22 protein-coding genes are annotated in these 20,512 nt (G+C 57.5%); 17 read left to right on the top strand and 5 right to left on the bottom strand.

The features are described from left to right. Positions 1–243: 243 nt before the first annotated feature. Positions 244–1,353, bottom strand: coding sequence for a lactonase family protein (locus DQG13_RS22805; protein ID WP_258525817.1), 1,110 nt, complete (start codon positions 1,351–1,353; stop codon positions 244–246). A 397-nt stretch (positions 1,354–1,750) separates the two neighbouring features. Between DQG13_RS22805 and DQG13_RS22795 the strand changes: the two genes are divergently transcribed. From DQG13_RS22795 to DQG13_RS22780, 4 genes are all read left to right on the top strand, one after another. Further along, complete coding sequence (locus DQG13_RS22795) at positions 1,751–2,521, top strand: metallophosphoesterase (RefSeq protein ID WP_113022477.1); 771 nt, start codon at positions 1,751–1,753, stop codon at positions 2,519–2,521. A gap of 30 nt (positions 2,522–2,551) precedes the next feature. Beyond that, a complete protein-coding gene (locus DQG13_RS22790) occupies positions 2,552–3,481 on the top strand; it encodes a helix-turn-helix transcriptional regulator (RefSeq protein ID WP_113022476.1) in 930 nt (309 codons plus the stop codon). Between the two features lie 67 nt (positions 3,482–3,548). Beyond that, complete coding sequence (locus DQG13_RS22785; RefSeq protein WP_113022475.1) at positions 3,549–3,935, top strand: RidA family protein; 387 nt, start codon at positions 3,549–3,551, stop codon at positions 3,933–3,935. 163 nt (positions 3,936–4,098) lie between these two features. After that, positions 4,099–4,926 carry an endonuclease/exonuclease/phosphatase family protein gene (locus tag DQG13_RS22780; RefSeq protein ID WP_113022474.1) on the top strand — a complete coding sequence of 276 codons (828 nt, stop codon included), beginning with the start codon at positions 4,099–4,101 and terminating at the stop codon, positions 4,924–4,926. Here the strand turns inward: DQG13_RS22780 and DQG13_RS22775 are convergent. Both DQG13_RS22775 and DQG13_RS22770 read right to left on the bottom strand, forming a co-directional pair. Beyond that, the gene (locus tag DQG13_RS22775; RefSeq protein WP_258525816.1) at positions 4,898–5,599 is read right to left on the bottom strand and encodes a 3D domain-containing protein; all 702 of its coding nucleotides are present in this window, start codon (positions 5,597–5,599) and stop codon (positions 4,898–4,900) included. The two genes, DQG13_RS22780 and DQG13_RS22775, sit on opposite strands and share 29 nt — an antisense overlap. Before the next feature lie 224 nt (positions 5,600–5,823). Continuing rightward, the gene (locus tag DQG13_RS22770) at positions 5,824–6,438 is read right to left on the bottom strand and encodes a TetR/AcrR family transcriptional regulator (protein WP_181592933.1); all 615 of its coding nucleotides are present in this window, start codon (positions 6,436–6,438) and stop codon (positions 5,824–5,826) included. 119 nt (positions 6,439–6,557) lie between these two features. Here DQG13_RS22770 and DQG13_RS22765 point away from each other — a divergent pair, with 119 nt between their 5' ends. Continuing rightward, positions 6,558–8,798: an MMPL family transporter gene (locus tag DQG13_RS22765; RefSeq protein ID WP_113022471.1), complete on the top strand. Its 2,241-nt coding sequence runs from the start codon at positions 6,558–6,560 to the stop codon at positions 8,796–8,798. A gap of 22 nt (positions 8,799–8,820) precedes the next feature. On the opposite strand, the gene DQG13_RS22760 is transcribed toward DQG13_RS22765, so the two are convergent. Next, complete coding sequence (locus DQG13_RS22760) at positions 8,821–9,735, bottom strand: alpha/beta hydrolase (RefSeq protein ID WP_113022470.1); 915 nt, start codon at positions 9,733–9,735, stop codon at positions 8,821–8,823. 171 nt (positions 9,736–9,906) lie between these two features. Between DQG13_RS22760 and trhA the strand changes: the two genes are divergently transcribed. From trhA to hisJ, 3 genes are read left to right on the top strand one after another with little or no spacing between them, the layout of a single operon-like run. Continuing rightward, a complete protein-coding gene (gene trhA, locus DQG13_RS22755) occupies positions 9,907–10,548 on the top strand; it encodes a PAQR family membrane homeostasis protein TrhA (RefSeq protein ID WP_113022469.1) in 642 nt (213 codons plus the stop codon). Between the two features lie 45 nt (positions 10,549–10,593). After that, a complete protein-coding gene (locus tag DQG13_RS22750; protein ID WP_113022468.1) occupies positions 10,594–11,376 on the top strand; it encodes an alpha/beta hydrolase in 783 nt (260 codons plus the stop codon). Next, the gene (gene hisJ, locus DQG13_RS22745) at positions 11,373–12,197 is read left to right on the top strand and encodes a histidinol-phosphatase HisJ (protein ID WP_113022467.1); all 825 of its coding nucleotides are present in this window, start codon (positions 11,373–11,375) and stop codon (positions 12,195–12,197) included. The genes DQG13_RS22750 and hisJ overlap by 4 nt, the downstream gene beginning before the upstream one ends. A gap of 83 nt (positions 12,198–12,280) precedes the next feature. Here the strand turns inward: hisJ and DQG13_RS22740 are convergent, their stop codons facing one another. Then, positions 12,281–12,793 (bottom strand): ADP-heptose synthase, encoded by a 513-nt coding sequence (locus tag DQG13_RS22740; protein ID WP_113022466.1) that lies wholly within the window; start codon positions 12,791–12,793, stop codon positions 12,281–12,283. A gap of 152 nt (positions 12,794–12,945) precedes the next feature. Between DQG13_RS22740 and DQG13_RS22735 the strand changes: the two genes are divergently transcribed. The 9 genes from DQG13_RS22735 to DQG13_RS30960 all read left to right on the top strand — a co-directional run bounded on the left by DQG13_RS22735 (position 12,946) and on the right by DQG13_RS30960 (position 20,511). After that, positions 12,946–13,890 carry a helix-turn-helix domain-containing protein gene (locus DQG13_RS22735; RefSeq protein ID WP_113022465.1) on the top strand — a complete coding sequence of 315 codons (945 nt, stop codon included), beginning with the start codon at positions 12,946–12,948 and terminating at the stop codon, positions 13,888–13,890. A gap of 178 nt (positions 13,891–14,068) precedes the next feature. After that, positions 14,069–15,013, top strand: coding sequence for a C40 family peptidase (locus DQG13_RS22730; protein WP_181592932.1), 945 nt, complete (start codon positions 14,069–14,071; stop codon positions 15,011–15,013). A gap of 153 nt (positions 15,014–15,166) precedes the next feature. Next, positions 15,167–15,883: an SAF domain-containing protein gene (locus tag DQG13_RS22725; RefSeq protein ID WP_113022463.1), complete on the top strand. Its 717-nt coding sequence runs from the start codon at positions 15,167–15,169 to the stop codon at positions 15,881–15,883. Further along, positions 15,880–16,731, top strand: a complete 852-nt coding sequence (locus DQG13_RS22720) for a CpaE/TadZ family protein (RefSeq protein WP_113022462.1) — start codon at positions 15,880–15,882, stop codon at positions 16,729–16,731. Before DQG13_RS22725 ends, DQG13_RS22720 begins: the two co-directional genes overlap by 4 nt. Positions 16,732–16,753: 22 nt before the next feature. Then, entirely contained in the window at positions 16,754–18,169 is a 1,416-nt protein-coding gene (locus DQG13_RS22715; RefSeq protein ID WP_113022461.1) for a CpaF/VirB11 family protein, read from the top strand. Then, positions 18,160–19,089, top strand: a complete 930-nt coding sequence (locus DQG13_RS22710) for a type II secretion system F family protein (protein ID WP_113022460.1) — start codon at positions 18,160–18,162, stop codon at positions 19,087–19,089. Before DQG13_RS22715 ends, DQG13_RS22710 begins: the two co-directional genes overlap by 10 nt. A 128-nt stretch (positions 19,090–19,217) precedes the next feature. Continuing rightward, positions 19,218–20,126 (top strand): hypothetical protein, encoded by a 909-nt coding sequence (locus DQG13_RS22705; RefSeq protein WP_113022459.1) that lies wholly within the window; start codon positions 19,218–19,220, stop codon positions 20,124–20,126. A 34-nt stretch (positions 20,127–20,160) separates the two neighbouring features. Next, the gene (locus DQG13_RS30965) at positions 20,161–20,313 is read left to right on the top strand and encodes a hypothetical protein (protein ID WP_181592931.1); all 153 of its coding nucleotides are present in this window, start codon (positions 20,161–20,163) and stop codon (positions 20,311–20,313) included. Between the two features lie 51 nt (positions 20,314–20,364). Beyond that, the gene (locus tag DQG13_RS30960) at positions 20,365–20,511 is read left to right on the top strand and encodes a hypothetical protein (RefSeq protein ID WP_181592930.1); all 147 of its coding nucleotides are present in this window, start codon (positions 20,365–20,367) and stop codon (positions 20,509–20,511) included. Position 20,512 lies beyond the last annotated feature (1 nt).

The raw sequence follows: 20,512 nt of genomic DNA, 5'->3' as shown, positions 1-20,512 counted from the left end.
TTTCAGCGGCGGACCCATGAATGAAATGCACTTTTACATGATGGGTGTACCATATTCTTCCACCCACCCATCCATCTGTTCCCGAGGAGTTGTTGGCATCCAAACGGATACTCGTTTCCGCATAGCTGAGCAGTTACATCCAATCTGCCTCCATTAAAACAGGCCCATGTCCGGGTATGCCGGGCTGGGCCTGTTTTGTGCTGGTGGGCAAGCCGCGGCCCGGCCCGCTCCCGCGCGGGCTGCCTACGACAAATCCGCAAACTTGATGCAAACCGGCTTGGGCAGCGTCAGGCTGCGGCCGTTGGCGGACAGCCTGCCGGTTTCGCCGTCCCGGTTAAACACCACGATGTTGTTGCCGTCCCGGTTGGCGGCCAGCAGAAGCCGGTCATCCAGGGACAACGCAAAATTCCGGGGATGGCCACCCTGGGTGGGAATGTATTCCACCGGGGTCAGGGTTCCGTCCGCCAGGCTTACGGCAAACACGGCGATGCTGTCATGGCCCCGGTTGGAGCCGTACAGGAACCGCCCGTCCCCGGAAATGTGGATGTCGGCGGTGGCGCTTTCCCCGGTGAAATCCCCCGGCAGAGTGCTGACGGTTTGCACCGGCGTCAGAACGCCGCTTGTCCGGTCATAGCGGAATACGGTAATGGTGGAGCTTAGCTCATTGATGGAGTATCCCATAGCCAGCTTCGGATGGAAGGCAAAATGCCGCGGCCCCGAACCCGGCGGCAGCTCCACTGAGGCGGCCTCCGTCAGCGACGGCCCTTCGGGATCAATCCGGTAGCTGACAATCTTGTCCATCCCCAAGTCGCACACCACCGCAAACCGGTTGTCCGGGTCCACAAACACCGAATGGGCCCGGGCCTGGGTCTGGGCGGGAAGGATACTGGACCCGGTATGGGCGATTACCTGCGCGGAAGGGCCGATCCGCCCGTCCTCCAGCACGGCATTTACGCCCACCAGGCCGCCGTGATAGCTGGCTGTAAACAGACAGCGGCGGCTCTTGTCCAGCTGGATGTGGCAGATGGGGGAATCCACGGTGCGCTCCCGGTTCAGCCCGGTCAGCTTGCCCTTTTCCGGATCAATGGAAAAAGCGGCCGCCACTCCGCTGCGTCCCCCCGTTTGTCCCTCCGACAGCACATAGAGAATCCTTTTCTCCGGATCAACATCCAGAAAAGTGGGGTTTTTCAAACTTTGAATCCGGTCGGTAACTGTCAGCTCCCCATGCTCCGGGTGAAACAGGCATACATATACGCCATCCTCCTCCGCCTCCGCATAAGAGCCGATAAAAGCAAAAATCCGTTTGTTCGAGCTGTTCTCCAAATGAATCACCTCGCATATAATATCTCGCAACCATTATACATTCCCCGACAAGAACGGACAAAAAGATTTGACATGCTACGAAATGTTTCTTATTATGAAGAAAATAATGATCCGTAGTGTATCAAATCATATCACATTTTGTATCATGGTAGCTACATATCGGGAAAAAAGGGAGGGCTTCCTATGCACACGGAAGTATACTGCATTTGCTGCAAGCGGAAAGCGTCCGCCGAATTGGCGAAGCTGACCTTCAAAACGGGATTTTACCGCAACATTCCTTTGGGGATTTGCCAATCATGCGGTAAAATGGAATACAACGCATCATATACTTATGCGATGGTATGTATGCCGGCCCGGGCGTATTGAAGATTGGCCCTTCCCGGGTCCGTGACCAAGGGCGGATTTTTTCACGGGGAGGTGGTGCATTATGCTGGAATGGTTGATTCCGGGAGCGGCTGCCGCTCTGGCGGGCTACGGATTGCTGATTGTGCCCACCCAATGGCTGAAGCTGGAGCGAATCCGGCATTCCATCGGCCTGAACAAAAAAATTCTGCAGATCAGCGACATCCATGTGGAGAAGCTGCGGATCAGCCCCGGCAGGCTGGAACGGATGATCCGGGAGGAAGCGCCGGACTGGATTGCGCTGACAGGAGATTTTACCCGCAAAACCTGGTATCTTCCCCGGCTGGAGCCCTATCTGAAGGTTATATCCGCTTCGGGTTTGCCCGTTTATGCGGTTTTGGGCAACCATGACTACAAGATGAAAGGCGGCATGAACCGGCTTCTGGAGCTGCTCCGCCGCTATGGCATTACCCTGCTGCGCAATGAAGCCCTTCGTCTGCCCGATTGCACGCTGGTGGGCATTGACAATTTCGGCACCGGCCACAGCAAAATCGGCAAGGCCTTCCGCCAGACCCAACCAACCGACACCATCATCGTCCTCACCCACGATCCCAACGTGGTTCCCCATATCGGGAAGCGCTACGACTACCTCATGTCGGGACATTTGCACGGAAAGCAGCTGAACGTCCCCTTCTTCTTCCGCTTCAAGCCCAAGGGCGAGCTTCCGGCCAAGGGCATCTACAAAGGACTTCACCGCTCCCCCCAAGGCGCTTATTACATCTCCAAAGGGATCGGCCAGGCCGGGGTGAACGCCCGGTTTATGGTCCGCAGCGAGGTCACCGTCCATGAGCTGTAGAGACGCCCCGCCCCCGATGGGGGCAACCGGATGAAAATTGACAGAATGCTGGGCATGCTGATCTATTTGCTCAACCGGGACACCGTAAGCGCCCGGGAGCTGGCGGAACGCTTCGAGGTCTCCGTCCGCACGGTGCAGCGGGATATGGAGGGCCTGGGGATGGCGGGCATTCCCGTGGCCTCCGCGTTGGGGTCGGCCGGCGGGTACCGGATTATGGATACCTATAAGCTCAGCCGGCAGCTGTTCAGTACAGAGGACTATGTGCAGCTGATTATTGCGCTGCGCGGTCTCAGCTCTGCTTATGAAAGCAAAGAGGCAGGGGCAACTCTGGAAAAAATGCTGTCCATGGCTCCCGCCGCAACCGATTCGGAACCGCGGCTGCAGCTTGACCTGAGCGTATTGCGGGAGGGCTTTGAGGCTGTCGACCGCCTGGCAGCCTTGGATGCGGCCATCCGCAGCGGAAAGGCCGTCCATTTTGACTATACGGATGCGCAGCTGTCCACCACCCGGCGTCTGGTGGAGCCGGTGCAGCTCACCTACAAGTGGCATGCCTGGTATCTGCTGGGCTATTGCTGCGGCAAGCAGGCCTACAGGCTGTTCCGGCTGTCCCGCATCCGCAGTCTTGACACCGCCGGACAATCTGTCGGGCGGGATCATAGGCAGGCAGAGGCGCAATGGGCTGAAGCGGAAAAAGAGCGTCCATACGTGCGAATCAAGCTGGCGTTTGCGCCGGAGCTGCGAATTTGGATTGAAGAGGCGTTTCCTTACGCCTGCATCGGCGGGTCCAGGGAAGAAAACAGGCTGGTGGCCGAGCTTACCCTTCCGGAAAAGGAGCGGGGCTGGCTGGGAGTGCTGCTGGAGCTGGGCAGCCAGGTGACCGTCCTGGAGCCGGAAGCTGTAAGGCAGGAGCTTTTGCGCCGTGCCAAAGATATTCTGAACCTGTACGATTCTCTGAAATAGCGACATACTGTTGTCCGGATTCCCCTCCTATAATAGGCTCATCCCTAAGAAAAAGGAGCGGGGCAACATGGCGAACAATGTGAAAGGCATTGCAAGAAGCGATGTGAATGAGGAATTTGCCTTTTCGGGCATGGTTGAGGCAGGCGGTTTTGTATACTTAAGCTTTTGTGTCGGCAATGTGGGAGGTACCGTCGAACAGCAGGTGGAAGGTGCGCTGAATGATATGAGCGACAGGCTTGGGCTAGTAAATCTGACACTGCAGGATGTGGTCAAAATCGATGTGCTCCTGCGGGATGTCTGGGATATTCCCGTGATGGAGGCGGTGTTCAAGCGCAGATTCCAGGGTGTGTACCCGGCGCGGAAAACCATTTCCACAGAGTTTGCCCATCATGGGGGGCCAACCGGCCTGAAGGTGCAGATTGACGCTATCGCCTATGCAGGAATAAAAGCATAGCGGCTCCGCCCTGTCATACAAGCATTGCCCCAATCGCGGCAGTGCTTGTTTTGCTGTTTTTTGCAAAAGGTTTTGCCAAGCCGGAAAATCGGAGTAAAATGGAATCAATTCCTGCTTGAACGAAGCTATTCCAGCATGAGGTTGAAAGGGTGACAATCCCCTCGTGAAAATTACAGCTATGAGCTTTAACCTGCGGGTCCGCCGCTTATTGGATTTCCATCGGTCCTGGGTGTTTCGCAGAGAGAGCGCCGCCCTGGCGGTGGCCGCCCAGAAGCCTTGTCTGGTGGGCTTTCAGGAGCTGACCGGGCGGATGCTGGCGGAGCTGGCCCCGCTTTTGCCGGAGTACGGCCATGTGGGATCGGGCCGGAACAAGGACGGCAGCGGCGAGCACAACGCCATCTTCTATCACCGGAAGCGGCTTGCTCCCCTGGAGTGGGGCCAGATATGGCTGTCCGAGGCGCCCCAGGTTCCCGGCAGCATCGGCTGGGATGCGCGGTTTCCCCGGATCTGCACCTGGACCAGACTGAAGCTCCTGAAGGAGCCGGCGGTTTCCATCCTGATGTACAACACCCATCTGGACCATATCGGGCGGACGGCCAAACGCCAAGGCGCCCTGCTGGTCTGGCGGACCATCCGGGCGCATCAGGAGAGCTTCGGGCCGACGCCGGTGCTGTTGGCCGGAGACTTCAATGCCGGGCCGGAGCATCCGGTCATCCGTTTCCTCTCGGGAGAGGAGGAGCTGGAGGGGGAGCGCAGCCCCTTGGCCAATGCCTTCGCCGACCCCCAGCATGCGGGCAAAACCCATCATGGCTTCCTGGGCGGGAAACTGGGCAAACCCATCGATTATTTGTTCGGCGGCTTTGGGCTCCTGCCCCTGCACGGAGATGTGATCCGCTCCAGGTACAACGGCCGTTATCCGTCCGACCATTATCCCGTCAGCGCCGTTTTCCGGCTGCAGCGCTTTAAGCCGAGGACAATACAAATACCTTGACATTGCGCTTGACGCCAAAGGTGCGGGCTTCGCTTACATCATTCATGAACACGTCAATTTTCGAGCCTTTGATGGCGGACCCGGTATCCTCCGCCTTGCGGATGCCCACGCCTTCGATATAAACGGTGGAGCCAAGGGGAATAACCTTGGGATCGACGGCCACCGTCCGCCCTTCCTCCGCCCGGACACCGCTGAAGGTAATGCCGTATTCGGGATGGGACGGGGTTTTGCCGGTAGACTCTACCCCGGCGGTATAAGCAGTGAGAGTAGTGGAGAGAACCCGTTCAATAACCGGCTCCTTGCCCTCCAGCAGCGGCACGGGCACCTCCGGAATTTTGAGCTTTTGCCCAATCTGGATAAAGTTGGGATTGGCCAGCTCATTGTAGGCTTGCAGCGTAGCAACTGTAGTGCCGAAGCCGGCGGCAATTTTGGAGAGGGTATCCCCTGAGCTGACAACATAGACCAGACTTTCGGCTACCGGTGCGGGAGCTGCCGACGCAGCGGCAGTGGTCCAGGCCGGCGCGGGAATATCTGCCGCCGCGGCGGCTGTCGGAGCAATGTGGACATCCCATTCATCGTCGCTGAGCAAATAGCGGGCAGAGGCGCTTCCGCAGGGGGAGACAAGGCTCAGGAGAAGCACCAGCAAAAGAGCATTGCGCATGTGGCGTATCATCGCATTCATCATCCTCCATTAATAGGTTTCCGGCAGGTCGCCGCCGGTATGATCGAATCTATGAATCTGGCAAAGGGAAGCTGTATGATTACTAGCATGGCCGGATTTTGCGCTTCTATACCTTGTCTAGCAAAAAAAGATAGAGCCGCCCGGACAAGCAGCCATTAATAGGCTGAATGTCCGGACGGCTCTATTTGGTTTGCAAACATGTAATGCGGCATGGCCTAAAGGGAGGTGCCCTCCAGGAACAGCTCCACAATGGCTTCGGCCCACTCCCGTACGGAAGGGTATTCCTCCATCAGCACGGTGCGGTTGCCCAGCATCAGCAGAGAGGAGAAGGAATAGGCCAGGAAGGTGGGGGAAAGGGGCTTCAGCTCCCCGCGGCCGCAGGCGTCCCGGAAGGCTTCGGCCATAATCAGATGGATTCGCTCCTCCGCCTGGCGGATGTCCTCCACCTGGTCCCGGGAAAGCCGGGACTCCGCTTCCTTCAGCATCGTCATCAAATCCGGCCGGGTTTCGCTCAGATGGCCTTCCGCAATCCGGACCAGGCGCTCCTTCAGCGTTCCCGGTCCGGCCAGCAATTGGCCGGTTATATCCGCTGCATGACCCAGCAGGTGAACCACCGCTTGGGTAAACAGTACGGATTTATTGGAATAATAGTAATAGATAGTAGCTTTCGTAACCTGGCAGTCCGTGGCGATCTGCTCCAGAGAAATCTGCTCATAGCCCTTCTCCATGAACAAACGGGCTGCCGCCTCCAGCAGCTGCTCCTCAATTCCGGCTTGGGGCTCCGGATTTTTCGGAGGGCGTCCGGGGGGGCGTCTTCTTTTTGGCTCCAAACCCTTCACTTCCCCTTGAATAATTAACCCTTCGGTATATATAATGGGATTGCTGTATTTATTGTAAAGAAAAGCCGTTTTGAATGCTATCATCCGCTATTGACAAAGGAGCGTTTGCCATGTCCAAAAAGCAGCTTTGGGAGCAATACGGCCGCGCGGTGGCCGGCCCCCGCACCAAATGGATAACGATTCTGGTCTGGGTCCTGCTGGCAGGCGGATTAAGCATGCTGCTGCCTTCGGCCAAGAGCCAGGAAAACAACGCTGCCGCCAATCTTCCGGCGGACTCGCCCTCCGTTGTCGGCGAGGCGCTGGCCGCCCGCGAGTTCCCGGGGGACGCCGGAGTTCCCGCGCTGCTGGTATGGCACCGGTCCGGCGGGATGCAGGAGGCGGATCTGGCAGGAATCCAGAATATCACCCGCACCCTGGAAAAGGAGCCCCTGACCCATCAGCTTCTGGTGCCGCCCTTGCATAATATGCCTGCACAGTCGCTGCGCGGACAGCTTTCCCAAGACCAAAGCACATTGGTATTCCCGTTGATGTTCAAGAAAGGCTCGGACACAGACGGCCTCAAAACCGATCTGGAAACGCTGAAGGAAAAGACGGCTGCCCTGTTGGGCTCCGATCCTTTTGCCGCCAAAACGGATGGGGCGGAGCTGAGCGCCCGGGTATCCGGTCCTGTGGGCATCCAGGTGGATGCGGTGGGACTTTTCAAAAGCGCGGATGTGTCCTTGCTGATCGGTACGGTTCTCTTGGTATTGGTCATTCTGCTTCTGATTTACCGCTCGCCGATTCTGGCGCTGATTCCCATTGTGGGAGTGGGCTTTGCCTATGCGGCGGTGAACCCGCTTATCGGCTGGATTGCTTCCATGGGCTGGATTGAGGTGGATTCCCAGGCCATGTCCATTATGACCGTGCTCCTGTTCGGCGCCGGAACGGATTATTGCCTGTTTCTCATTGCCCGCTTCCGGCAGATGTTGAAGCAGGAGAAGGATAAGACCAAAGCGCTGCTCCGCGCCATTAGCGGCTCCTCCGGAGCCATCGCCATGAGCGGGTTTACAGTGGTGCTTTCCCTTTTGGCGCTGCTTCTGGCTAAATTCGGGGCCTATCACCGCTTTGCCGTGCCCTTCAGCCTGTCCATTCTTGTTATGGGCATCGCCAGCCTCACCCTGGTGCCCGCCCTCTTGGCGGTGCTTGGCCGGACCTCCTTTTATCCCTTTGTTCCGCGGACCCGGGAAATGCTGGAGGAGCGGGCTGTCCGCACCGGCAAAGCGCTGGCTCCTCCGCGTCCCGCCCATCCCTACAGCAGCATCTTCAGCGGCTGGATTGTCAGGAAGCCGTGGACGGTGGCCCTGACGGCGGCAATTCTGCTGGGGCTGCTGGCCTCCTTCGCCCCCCGGATCAGCTATACCTTCGATACCCTGTCCTCGTTTCCGGAGGATATGGAATCCCGCCAGGGCTTTGCGGTGATTGCCGAGCAATTCAGTCCCGGCGAGCTTGCTCCCGTCAAGGTGATGCTGGATACGGACGGCAAGCAGGTGGACGGCGCAGCCGCACTCAAGGCGCTGCCCTTCGTCAGCAAGGTATCCGAACCGGTCAAGGGCAAAACCGCTGCCACGCTGGTTGCTTATGAAGTGGAGCTGAAGATGAACCCGTATTCGGCGGAAGCCATGGATACGATTCCCCAGCTGCGCAGGGCTGCCGAAAAGGCGCTGGATGCGTCGGGGGTGGCGGATGGTTCAGGCAAGGTATGGATCTCGGGGCAAACCGCAGCCCAGTATGACACCAAAGAAACCGGCGACAGGGATGCGGCAGTCATTATACCGGTGGTCATTGCGCTGATTGCCCTGCTCTTGCTCGTTTATCTGCGGTCCATTGTTGCGGCGGCCTATTTGATCGCCACTGTGCTCCTGTCTTATTTCTCCGCACTGGGACTGGGCTGGCTTGTGATTCACTACATCCTGGGGGCGGATGCCATCCAAGGCTTCATTCCGCTCTACGCCTTCGTCTTCCTGGTGGCGCTGGGTGAAGACTACAACATTTTCATGATCTCCGGCATCTGGCAAAAAAGCCGCTCCATGCCCCTGTCCCGGGCCATCCGGGAGGGTGTGATGGAAAGCGGATCGGTAATCACCTCAGCAGGCCTGATTCTGGCCGGAACCTTTGCTGTATTGGGCACTCTGCCCATTCAGATTCTGGTCCATTTTGGGATCATAACGGCCATCGGCGTGCTGCTGGATACCTTTGTGGTGCGCCCGTTCCTGGTGCCCGCCTTGACCCGGCTTCTCGGCAAATGGTCCTTCTGGCCGGGCCGGTACACGCCGGTTCCGGAGGAGGAACCGGCGGTGCAGACCGGGCGGTAGTTGCGGGCCGGCACAGTTTTCCCTATATCCCGGCCTCCTGAAGAAACTCCCCGACGATGCGGTCGTATTCGTCGGGGTTTTTCATATACGCCTCGGCATGGTCCGCTTCCGGAGCCAGATACAGCCGCTTCGGCCCCTGCTTCAGCCGGAACAGCTCCTCCGTCATCCGCTTCTCGATGTAGCGGTCCTCCTGGCCGTGGATGAACAGCACCGGCGTCGACTGCAGGGGCAGGTGACGCAGGGATTCCGCCATGTCCAGCCGCGCCCCGGTCCGCAGCCGGCAGATCAGGGCCACCAGAGGAATGGTGGGAAACGCGGGAAAGCGGGGATACTCCACCCTCAGCCGGTAGATCAGCTGCCCGACAATATCGGAGTAGGGGCAGTCGGCGATGCAGAACCGCACCCGGTCATCCGAGGCTGCGTGCTGCAGCACCGTGGCGGCGCCCATGGACTCCCCGTGGGTGCCGACGACAGCGCCCGGCCCCATGCGCCGGAACACCCAATCCGTCCAAGCCCGCAGATCCTCCTTTTCATAGAAGCCGTAGGTAGTGGAGGAACCGCCGCTTTTGCCGTGTCTGCGCTGGTCGTATGCCAGCACATGAAACCCCCGTTTGCGGAACAGCTCCACATATTTGATGGAGGAGATTCTGGAGCGGGTCACGCCGTGGGCAAGAATAACGGTTTTATTGCTGTCCCCGCCGCAGGGAATGAACCAGCCGGAGAGGGCATACCCATAGGGAGAGGCGATGGTCACGTCCTCCTTGGGAAGCGCCTCCAGATACGCCGGTTCCAGCACTCCGCTGTCCGTCTCGAAACGGGTGATCCGCTCCTCGTCCCAAACCTTGATCCGAACCACCTTGCTGGAAAAATGCCACAAGGCCGCGCCAAACGCCGCCGCTGCTGCCAGAAGCAGCAGGGCAATCCATATCCACCACATCGGAAAACACCCCGAAACCCGCAAATTTTCCGGCCAAATGCCGCAATATCTTTATGATAGGTGCGGAAGGAGCCAAAAGCAACGGGTTGAAGTTATTCCGAAAGGGTGCTTTTGCGGCGCGAATTGGAGTATAATGGGTAGGATCACGCACGCGGAGAGGAAGGATTTGCAGTGGCAAACACGCACGTGTATACCCGGCGCGAAGAGATCGCCAATGCGATTATTCACGGCATCGGCGCTTGCTTAAGCATCGCGGCCCTGGTTCTCTTGGTCGTATTCGCCAGTCGGGACGGAAGCGCCTGGCATGTGGTGAGCTTCACCATTTACGGCGTCACCATGCTAATTTTATATACCTGCTCGACTCTGGTTCACAGCTTTCCCGAGGGCAAGGTCAAGGATCTGTTCGAGATTTTCGACCATTCCTCCATCTACTTGTTTATTGCCGGCACCTATACGCCGTTGTTGTTCAATGTCATCCGCGGGCCGCTGGGCTGGACGCTGTTCGGCATTGTGTGGGGCATCGCCCTGGCGGGGATTGCCTTTAAGGCCTTTTTCACCAAACGGTTTCTGTTTACTTCCACGATTTTCTATATCGCCATGGGCTGGATCATCGTCTTCGCCTGGAATACGCTGACCCATAACCTGGCGCAAGGCGGGGTCATTCTCCTTGTGGCCGGGGGGCTGCTCTATACCCTGGGGACCATCTTCTACGTATGGCGCAGCTTTCCTTACCACCATGCCGTCTGGCACTTGTTTGTGCTGGGCGGAAGCATCTGCCACTTCTTTACCATCATTGTGTACGTGCTGCCGTAAGGCCGCTTTACTCTCATCCCTCTATCCAAAAGGAGCTGCAATCCCATGGCATTTATGGACTGTCATTTTTTCTCGGATTCATTGGGCGTCTCCGCCTCCATGTATGTAATCGTGCCCCAGGTGGCCAAAAAGCAAATCGGCATGGAGGCGGCGGACCGGGGCGGCAAACATCCCACCCTGTATCTTCTGCACGGCTTGTCCGACGACCACACCATCTGGCTGCGCCGCACCTCCATTGAGCGGTATGCCTCCGCGCTGGGACTGGCGGTGGTGATGCCGGCCGTGAACCGGAGCTTCTACACCGACATGCCCAACGGGCATAAATATTGGCAGTTCGTCAGCGAGGAGCTGCCGGCCCTGGCCCGCTCCTTCTTCCCTCTGTCGGACCGGCGGGAGGATAACTTTGTCGCCGGTTTGTCCATGGGCGGCTACGGAGCCATGAAGCTGGCGCTGACCCATCCGGACCGCTTCGCCGCGGCGGCCAGTCTTTCGGGAGCCTTGGATGTGAAATGGGCTTTGAAGTCCCATCCGGGCAATGAATTCCAATGGCTTCTGGGACAATACGGGAATATTGACGGCACTCCGGCGGACCTGTTCCATCTGGCGTCGCAGCTGGCCGCCAACCGCCAGGAGCAGCCCAAGCTGTACCAATTCTGCGGCACCGAGGACTTTCTGTACGACTGCAACCTCCGGTTCCGGGACCATGTGCAGGGCAAGGGGCTGGAGCTCACCTATGCGGAAGGGCCGGGAGGCCATAGCTGGGATATCTGGGATGCCCGCATCCAGGATGTGCTGAAATGGCTTCCGCTTGCGGAGCAGCGCCTATGATCAAATGGGACGGACACACCCATACCCGCTACTGCAAACACGGCAGCCCTGAACCTCAGGAGAGGTACATTCAGGAGGCGGTGAGGCAGGAGTTCCAGCGGTACTCCATAACGGAGCATCCGCCGCTGCCCAAGGGGTGGGTAGATAATCCGGCGCTGATGGAGGAGCTGGCCATGCCGCTTGCCGAGCTTCCGGCCTACTTCCGCTATGTGCGGAAGATGAAGCAGCGCTATTCCGGGATTATCGACATTCCTGCGGGCTTGGAGGTGGATTACCTGCATGGCGCCACCGCTTATTCGGAGGCCATGCTGGAGCCGTGGGCGGACATTCTGGAGGATATTGTGGTGTCGGTTCATTATTTGCCCGGCAAGGGCGGCATGCGCTGCATCGACTTCACGGCGGAGGATTTCCGCGAGGGGCTGCTTGGGTATTACGGCTCCATGGAGGCAGTGGCGGAGGAATATTACAATCATGTGGAGCAGGCTATAGAATGGGCCAAAGAGGCGGGGCTGCCCGGGAGAGTGCGCATCGGACACATCAATCTCATCGAGAAGTTCAGCTCTGCCCTTCCGCCCCTTGCGGATGAGCTCATCCGGGGCAGGCTGGAGAGGCTGCTGCCGCTTCTGGTCAAGACGGGCTTCGGCCTGGATGTGAATACCGCCGGGCTGCGGGTGCCCACCTGCGGAAAGCCGTATGTGCCCGGGTGGTTCCTGAAGCAATGCCGGGAGGCGGGCGTTGCCCTTGTGTACGGCTCCGACTCCCATAAGCCGGAGCATGTGGGCTTTGGCTGGGATTGGTTTCTCCAGGCCATGAAGAAATGAGCGGGGCAATCCGCTGACTGTCGGCTAACGTAAAAAAAGAGGCTCTCCGGCTGTTAAGCCGGGGGGCCTCTTGCGCGCCACGTTTAAAATTCCAGCGGGATATCCGCCTCAACGGCGTATTCAAAATCCTCAATGTCAAAAATCTGCACCGGAACGGCCGCCTGAATCACCTTATCCACAAACTCCAACTGATCCGTAAGAATAGGCAGCTTTTCCCTTAAGGAGAGCAGAATCAGATCCGTTTCGATGGGGTCGAAGGTTTCTCCGTATTCGGCGTTCTCCAGGGCATATACCACAGTAACGGAAACCCGCTCGTTCACAAGGAGAGTGGGGCTCTTTTTCCAGGGGGAGGCCAGGGCCCGTTCGATTTTCTTCTTGTTCAGCGGCTCCTCGAAGAAGTCGATCAGCCCCTTGATATAGGCGCGCACGTAGGTGTCGTCCTCTTCCATGGACATGATGGGCTCCGGACTTTCCAGAAGATCATACAGCTCCATCAGGCTGGAGTAGGGCATAACATATTCAACCGGCTGGGCCGGGACCAGAAGCTGGCCGTATATCGCTAGCATCACCGCTTCCGCCACAAAACGCCTTTCCATACGAAATCCTCCGCCAATCGCTCTTCCGCAGTATTCTGTCATGTTCTCATTATAGCAGGCTTCCGGGTGGATGAGAACGAACACTCTTGTCCATTTCTGCCGATGCTTATGGTACAATAAAGGACAACAGGGTTTTACATGTGGAGGCGGTTATGGAATCTATCCGGGAAAACATACAGTACCAGCATCCATTTTTGGCGGTGAAAATTTTTGACGCCGTCCGTTCCTGCCAGCCGGACCAGAAGGTGACCCGCTGGCATTACCATAAGGAGATCGAGCTGATTCTGATGCTTAAGGGGCGCTTCGGATTTTATCTGAACGAAACCCCTGTTGTGCTGCAGTCCGGAGACCTGATTCTCATCGGGTCCAACGAGCTGCATACGGACTATCCCTGCGACAATGCCTCTTTCCTGGTTTTTCAGTTTGATATCCAGGAGCATCTGGAGCACAGCGGTTTGCCCTATTACCGTTATTTTGCCGACTCGTCCGTCCCCTTAAGCAGGCTGAACTATATCTTCCGGGAGAATCCTGAAGCGCGCAGGATTGTTTCCGGCTGCATCCAAACCATTAACGACGAGTTCCAGTCCAAGCAGGAAGGCTACGAAATTGCCATCAGCATCCAGATCAAGCGGATTATCCTGACGCTCCTGAGAGCGGATACACGCAAGGTGATTCCTTCCCGGGAAAATTCCGACATTCTCCGGCTGCGTCCGGTTCTGGATTACATCGACACCCATCTGGGGGACAAGCTGCAGGTGGAGGAGGCCTGCAAGCTGGCCAATATGAGCTACCATTATTTTGTGAAATATTTCAAAAAAACTATGGGCATCTCGTTTGTGGATTATATTACCCTCAAGAAAATCAGAAGGGCTGAGCGGCTTTTGCTCACCAAGGACTTGAGCATTTCCCAAATCGGGGAAGAGGTAGGGATGTCCAATATGGCCCATTTCTACAAAATGTTCCGCAAGTTCAAGGAATGCTCCCCCAATGAATTCCGCAAGAAGATGCTGTATGATATGGCCGGAAAGCCTGAAGACCATGTCCCTGCGGAAACAAAGATGCCACAAAATTTCCAAGATTTTTCAGTGTGTCAATAGGTACCGGGGCATGATGAATTTGGCATAAACCGTCCTGTTGCTCTATATTCGACAAGGACCCCCTCAATTTATAATGGGAATACGAAGGGCATCGAATGATCCGGTTTTCCGATTTTTTTGGCTGGAGGAGCGCTTCTTTTCGATGCTTTCGACATTATACCAATGGAGGGTTCCACAGATGAAACGCATCCTGCCGCTGCTCCTTGTCATCACTTTCCTGGTTATGCTCCTCCCCCTCACCGCCGCCGCCGAAGACGGAGTCCTTACCAAGGGCAAGATCGTCGCAGGCGTCAGCTTCCGGGCCAAACCTTCGACCTCAGGCTCCCTGATCCGGATGCTGAAGAAAAACGAACCGGTTACGGTCCTGGAGGAGCTAAACCCCTATTGGTATCGGATTGAAGATCAGAACGGCCAGCAAGGCTACATATCCGCCAGCGACAAATATATGGAGATCGAGAGCAATGCAGAGGTTATCTACGGGGTGAATATGCGAAAAGCCCCAAACACATCAGGCGATGTCATCCGGATGCTGGCCAAGGGCGAAGAGCTGCTGGTTCTGGAGAAGGCGAACGACAGCTGGTATAAAGTGCGGGATGCCGCAGGCGTTGAAGGGTATGCCAGCACCAACTCCAAATACATAAAGCTGAATACCGACGTATACAAAATGCAGCTGTCCCAGGCCGACCTGATTGAGGCCTTCATTGCCGAGGGCATGAAGTATATGGGCACTCCTTATGAATTTGGCTCTACCCGTTATGATACAACTACCTTTGACTGCTCCGATTTTGTTCTCCAAGCCTTCTGGAATGTGACAGCCACTGCCATCCCCGCCGACTCCCGGGGGCAGGCCGCTTATGTTCAGGACCTGGGCAAGGTGGAGATGGATTGGAAAAATCTCAAGCGCGGCGATCTGATGTTCTTCATGTCCTACGCCGGCTCCAAAGCCTCGGATTATGCCAATGTGAACCGGAAGACTCAGGAAGTGACCCATGTGGCCATCTATCTGGGCAACGGCCAGATGCTGCATACCTATTCGCCGGAATCCGGCGGTGTCCGGGTGGACAGCATCAGCGGCAAAACCTGGGAGTACCGCTATCTGTATGGCGGAAGCTTTATCCGGTAATATTGTAAAAATTTACTTGACGCCCGTTGTGCCTGTCTGATAAGATAGCCTCAACATGAATAAACGGATTATTGGTTTTGCGAAGGACGCAAACCTGGGAAGCTCTCCCTGGTTTGCGTCCTTTTTTTCGTCCGTCAGAAAGGAGAGAAAGGGTTGACGAGAAGAAGGAATTTGGGCTACAGCCTGGCGGCGGCCTTGCTGGCCCTGTTGCTGGTGTACGGCGTTTATCTGATTTTGATCCGGCAGGTGGAGCTGCAGCAAACGGTGCGGATTGTGGCCCCCAAGGATTTTATCCCGGCAGGAACCCGGCTTGAGGCGGAGATGCTGGAGCTGGTTGCCGTTGTGAAAAGCGGAGTGCGCTCCGGCACGTTGGAGACCATGGAGGCCGCTGTTGGCAAATGGACGCTGGTTCCCCTGGGAACCCATGAGCCTGTTTTGGATTGGAAAATTGACCGGTTCTCCCTGCTGCCCGCTCCAGGACAGGCAACCTTCCCCATACCTAAGGAGTATGTGTTGTCCATTCCGGGGGGAATCCGGGCGGGGGATCAGGTGGCAATTTATGCATCCGGCAAAAGCGGCACTGTCCGCCTGCTGGAGGAGGCGGTGACGGTAGCCTCCGTCAAGTCCTCCGCCAATACGGAGGTGGATGATCCCAAGGCGCCGAGCATTATCGCCAAGGTGAACGGCGACAAGGAGAAGCTGTATCTCTCCCGCAGAGACGCCAACGGCAGGGCGGAACAGCTGAACCTCAATTTGAGCGAGGACCAGTGGCGGCTGATTGACGAGGCCTGCGGCGCGAAGCAGAACAAGCTGGTGATTGCCTTCTTGTCCGCGTCCAAGCCTGAGGAGGAAGGAGGGAACATCCCTTGAGCGGATATGGCAAACTGATTGTGTTTACCGGGTCTACGCCCAATATTGGGACGACGGTGCTGTCCTTTGGAACGGCGGCTCTGCTGGCCCGGCTCTCCGGCGAACCGGCAGGGTATCTATGCCTGAATTTGAAAAGCTCGAAGCTGCATCATTATTTGGGGCTGGAGCCCTGTCCCCCGGGTTTGGACCAGATTCGGGCAGAGCTGCGCTCCGGCAGCCTGACTCCCGGCTTCCTGAAATCCCGCATGGAACAGGTAAAAGGGGCTCCGGGAGTGCATGTGCTGTTTGGCTCCCTCCAGCGGGAGCAGGCGGAGTTTTTTCAGCCGGAGGATATCGGCCACCTTCTGGATACCGCCAGACAATGTTTCCCCCGCTGTGTAGTGGAGGTGAATGCCTATTGGGACAACGCCGCCACTCTTGCAGCTTTGATGCAGGCGGATGAGCGGGTTCTGGTCACTTCCCTTGAGCTGGGACATTTCCAGGAGGATGTCAACCGGGGATTGAAGCAGATGGCGCCGCTGTTCGGAATCGATCCGAGGCAGTTCCGGCTGGCTGTGGCCCAGCAGCAGCGCAGCGACAGCCTGACCCCGCAGGATGCGGCGAAGGAAACCGGCATGGGTCTGGCAGCTGTGGTGAAGGCGGACCCGGAGCTTAGACGGCTGCTGGGACAGGGAAGACTGGCGGAATATATCAACGGCAACGAGGGTTTTACCCAGGCGCTGTTGCCGCTGTGCAGGGAGCTGGGAGTGGCGGCGGCGGGGCTGGCTTCCAGGGAAGGGTTTTGGACCTTGTTGGGACGGCAATGCCGGCTTCTGCTGGGAGGACGGCAGGCCCGCCGGAATCAATGAATAAGGAGGTTTTGAGGCTCTTATGGATCAACGGTTTTCAGTCCTGTCCTATGCGGACAAAAGGCGTCAGCTGGAGGAGGAGAAAAGCCGCAGAAGCGGCGGCGGTTCCGCCGGACAGGCAGGGGAGGACGAATGGTTCCGGCTGCTGATGGACGAAGTCCGCAAGGAGCTGGCCGCCCCCAGGGGCAGGACGGAGGAGGAGCGGCGAATTTACACGGATACGCTGAACCGGGCGGTTATCGGCTACGAGCCTGCCCGCCGGGCGATTATGGGGATGATTGTGGATATTCTGGCCAAAAAACGGGTTCACCGTCTGCCGCCTCCCTCCACCCGGTATACCAGCCTTGCGGAAGCGGCTTTTGCCGAGGTGATTGGCTGGAATGTGCTGGATACGGTGCTTCGCCAAAAGGCCGGGCTGGAGGAGATTCAGGTGATCGGCGAGCAGGTCTTTGAGGTGCGGCAGGGGGTGCCGGTTCCGTCGCCGGTACGGCTTCAATCCGCCAAGGAACTGGAGCGCCTGCAGCAGAATCTGGTGCTGTTTAACGGAGATTCCCTCCATGTCCGCAAAAAATGGGCCGAGGTCACTCTGCTGGACGGGGCGCGGGTCACCATGACGGGAATGGGCTTTACCTCGTCTCCCACCCTGACCATCCGCTTTTATTCGCAGACGCTGTTTGATCTGGAGGAATTGTCCCGGCCTGCTGCCGGTACCCTGTCGCCGGCCATGGCGGAGCTGCTGCGGATGCTGATTCGGGCCTCCTTCAACCTGATCATAACCGGCTCCACCAATTCGGGGAAAACCACCCTTATTAAAGCGCTGATCCGGGAAATGCCGGATCACGAGCGGCTGGTGACCATCGAATCCCGGTATGAGCTGCGGATTAAGCGGGATTTTCCGCAAAAGAACTGTGTGGAGTACGAGGTTGATGAGGATGACTCCCGGCATGACGGCGCTCAGGCGTTTAAGCTGGCGCTCCGCCAATCCCCCAAGCGGATTATTCATGCGGAAATCCGGGACCAGGACGCCGCCCTGTATGTGCGGGCCTGCACCCGCGGGCATGAAGGCAGCATGACCACTGTTCATGCCAGTGCGCTGGAGGATGCGCCCGACGCCATTGCCGATATGTGCCTCATGGAGAACAGGGGAATGGAGCCGGCCCGGCTGGTCCGCCGGATTGCCCAATATGTCACCCAGATCGGCATTGAAATGGCGCTGGTAAACGGGAAGCGCCGGATTACCCGCATTGGCGAGTTTGCCTTTGCCGACGGCGCCGTTACGGTCTGCGATTGGGTCCGGTATGATCCCGCCGCCGACTGCTGGCAGTATCCCCTTGAGCTGTCCCTCCAGTCCAGGGAGCGGATGAAGCGGGCGGACCCGGCGGGATATGACAGACTGGAGCGTTTCCGGGAGAAGGGAGGGGTGGAGCGGTGCTTCTGACTATATTGCAGGGTTCGCTTTCGCTGTTATTGTTTATGCTGCTGTTCATTACGCTGCAGCGTCTGGGGCTGGCTCTGGGAAGCCGTCATGCCGCCCGCTCGCGGCTGTCTGCGGGCAAACGGAAGCCTGTCCGAAGCCGGATTATCTTTCCCAGCCTTCCTCTCCGGCGGCATCTGCAGGACATGATCGAGGTAACCCGCTTTTTCACCACGGTGAGCGCTTTTGCCACCTGCTGTATGCTTTTTTTGCTGGCGGGGATGATTCTGGGGGTGTTCTTCTTTCAAAGTCTGAAGGGGGTGGCGGTGCTGGGGGCGGTATGCGGGATTGCGCCCTATGTGGTGCTCCGGATGAAGCTGCTCTCCCGGCAGCTCCGCACCAGGCTGCAGTTTTTGCCGGCGGCGGAGGTGTTTTACCAGCAGCTTCTGCTGACGGAGCATCCCAACATCCGCAATGTGCTGCAGGCCGTTATTGCCGAGGACCGGCTGGCGTATCCCGTCAAACCCAGCTTCCAGCAGCTTCAGCGGAATCTCTCTGCCGGCAAGGAGCCGGAGGATGCGCTGCGGATTTTCGAGCTGGAGCATGGCCATATCTGGGCCCGTTATTTTGCCAACCTGATGCGGCTGGCTTTGCAGGAGGGGGTGAATATGGCCTCCGGACTTAAGGAGCTGATCGATGATATGCGGCGGGCCCAGCTTTTTGACCAAAAGGCCCGGAACCGTCTGCTGGAAATCCGCTTGGCCAGTTTTTCGCCGGCATTCTTTCTGGCGCTGTTTATGGGCGTAAACCTGAAGCTGAACTATGGAAATTCCGTCCGCTTCTACTTTTACAGCCCCGAGGGCAAGAACATGCTGCTTAATGCCGTTGTGCTGATATGCGGCTCGCTGCTGTTGGGGATTTATTTGTCCATCAGGCGGGTGTGAGAAATGCTTACGATGTAGGCTTTCCTTCGGAAAGCCCGGCTTATGCTTACGATGTAGCTTTCCTTCGGAAAGTCCCAGCTTATGCTTACGATGTGGGCTTTCCCCTGGAAAGCCCTTAGGAGGGAAACATGGAGAGAATGGTGCTGTATGGCGTGTTGGCGGGGATGCTGGCGCTGTTGGCAGGCGCCTGCTATGCTGCTGTGTTTTATTTGCTGAGAGGGGCGGCCCGTCCTATCCGGATTGTCCGCTTCCACGCCCGACCGGCCGGCTTGGCCCAGGCTGCCCCTCCCGGCTGGCTTATGCTGCTGATGGGAATGAGGCCGGGACGGGATGGCAGCGAGGAGGATGCGGAGCGGAGGCAGCTGTTGGCAGGCGCAGGCTTGAGGCTGCATCCGGAGTGGTACCGGCTGGGAAGAAGGGCGGCGCTGGCCGCCACTTCTCTGCTTCTGCTGGCGGTCTGGCTGTTCCGGAACAGCCTGACTCCGCTGTGGACCGTTTCTCCGTATGCGGTTATGGCCGTATTGGCCGGTGCGCTCTGCTGCCTTTGGATGGACCGCTTTTTTCTGGAGCATTTGCGCAAGGGGCGGGCCAATCGCATCGCGGAGGAAATTTATGCCGTGTCCCGGCAGCTGCTGTATTTTACTGCTTCGCCTCTTCCCCTCCACGGGAAGCTGATGCGCTGCATGGATTATACCCGGCTGATCAGGCAGGATTGGCAGCTTTTGCTGAATGAATGGTATCAGGATGCGGAGGCGGCTATTGGGAGCTTCCGCGCAAGATTGGGGACGGAGGAAGGGTACGGCTTTGCCGAAACGCTGAATTATTTGAGGCTGTATGACAACGAAGCGTATTACCAATTGCTCAGGCGGCGGGTGGACGATTGCAAGGAGCGGCTGGAGCTCCTGCGGGACAGCCGCAAGGAATCCGCATCCTATGCGCTGTTTGTTATCGCGGCGCTTCCCGTTATGTACACCTTTCAAATTTTCATATACCCCTGGGTGCAGGAAGGGCAGCGTTTGTTTCAGGGCTTAAATTAAACCAATTAAAGGTAAAGAATGGAGAGGATTTTTCATGCGCAATATTCTGATGACTGTTATGTTGCTTATCGTTGTGGTTGTTATGTTCACCACTGTCATTACAGCGCCTTCCACCGGCACCAAGGCGGTAATTGAAAGCAAGGGTTCGTCCATCAACTCACAGATCACATCCCTGATTTCGCCGTGACGGGGATGGGAGGGGAGAATCACGTGCCGGGAATGGGGAGGGTGTAATCATATGAAGGAACTTCTTGTTGTGCTGCTGCTGACGGCAGTGATTGTGCTGATCTACCAGGCGGTTATTGGAGGACCCGATGGTATGGAGAGCGGGGTAAGGAATGGAGGGGGCAGGGTTCATACGGTTATTGAGCGGCTGAACCCCTGAC

The organism is Paenibacillus sp. YN15 (assembly GCF_003285005.1).
In the GTDB taxonomy this organism is placed as follows: Bacteria; Bacillota; Bacilli; order Paenibacillales; family NBRC-103111; genus Paenibacillus_AR.
The sequence above is the reverse complement of the archived record's forward strand: the minus strand, read 5'-3'. Positions and strand labels throughout refer to the sequence as shown.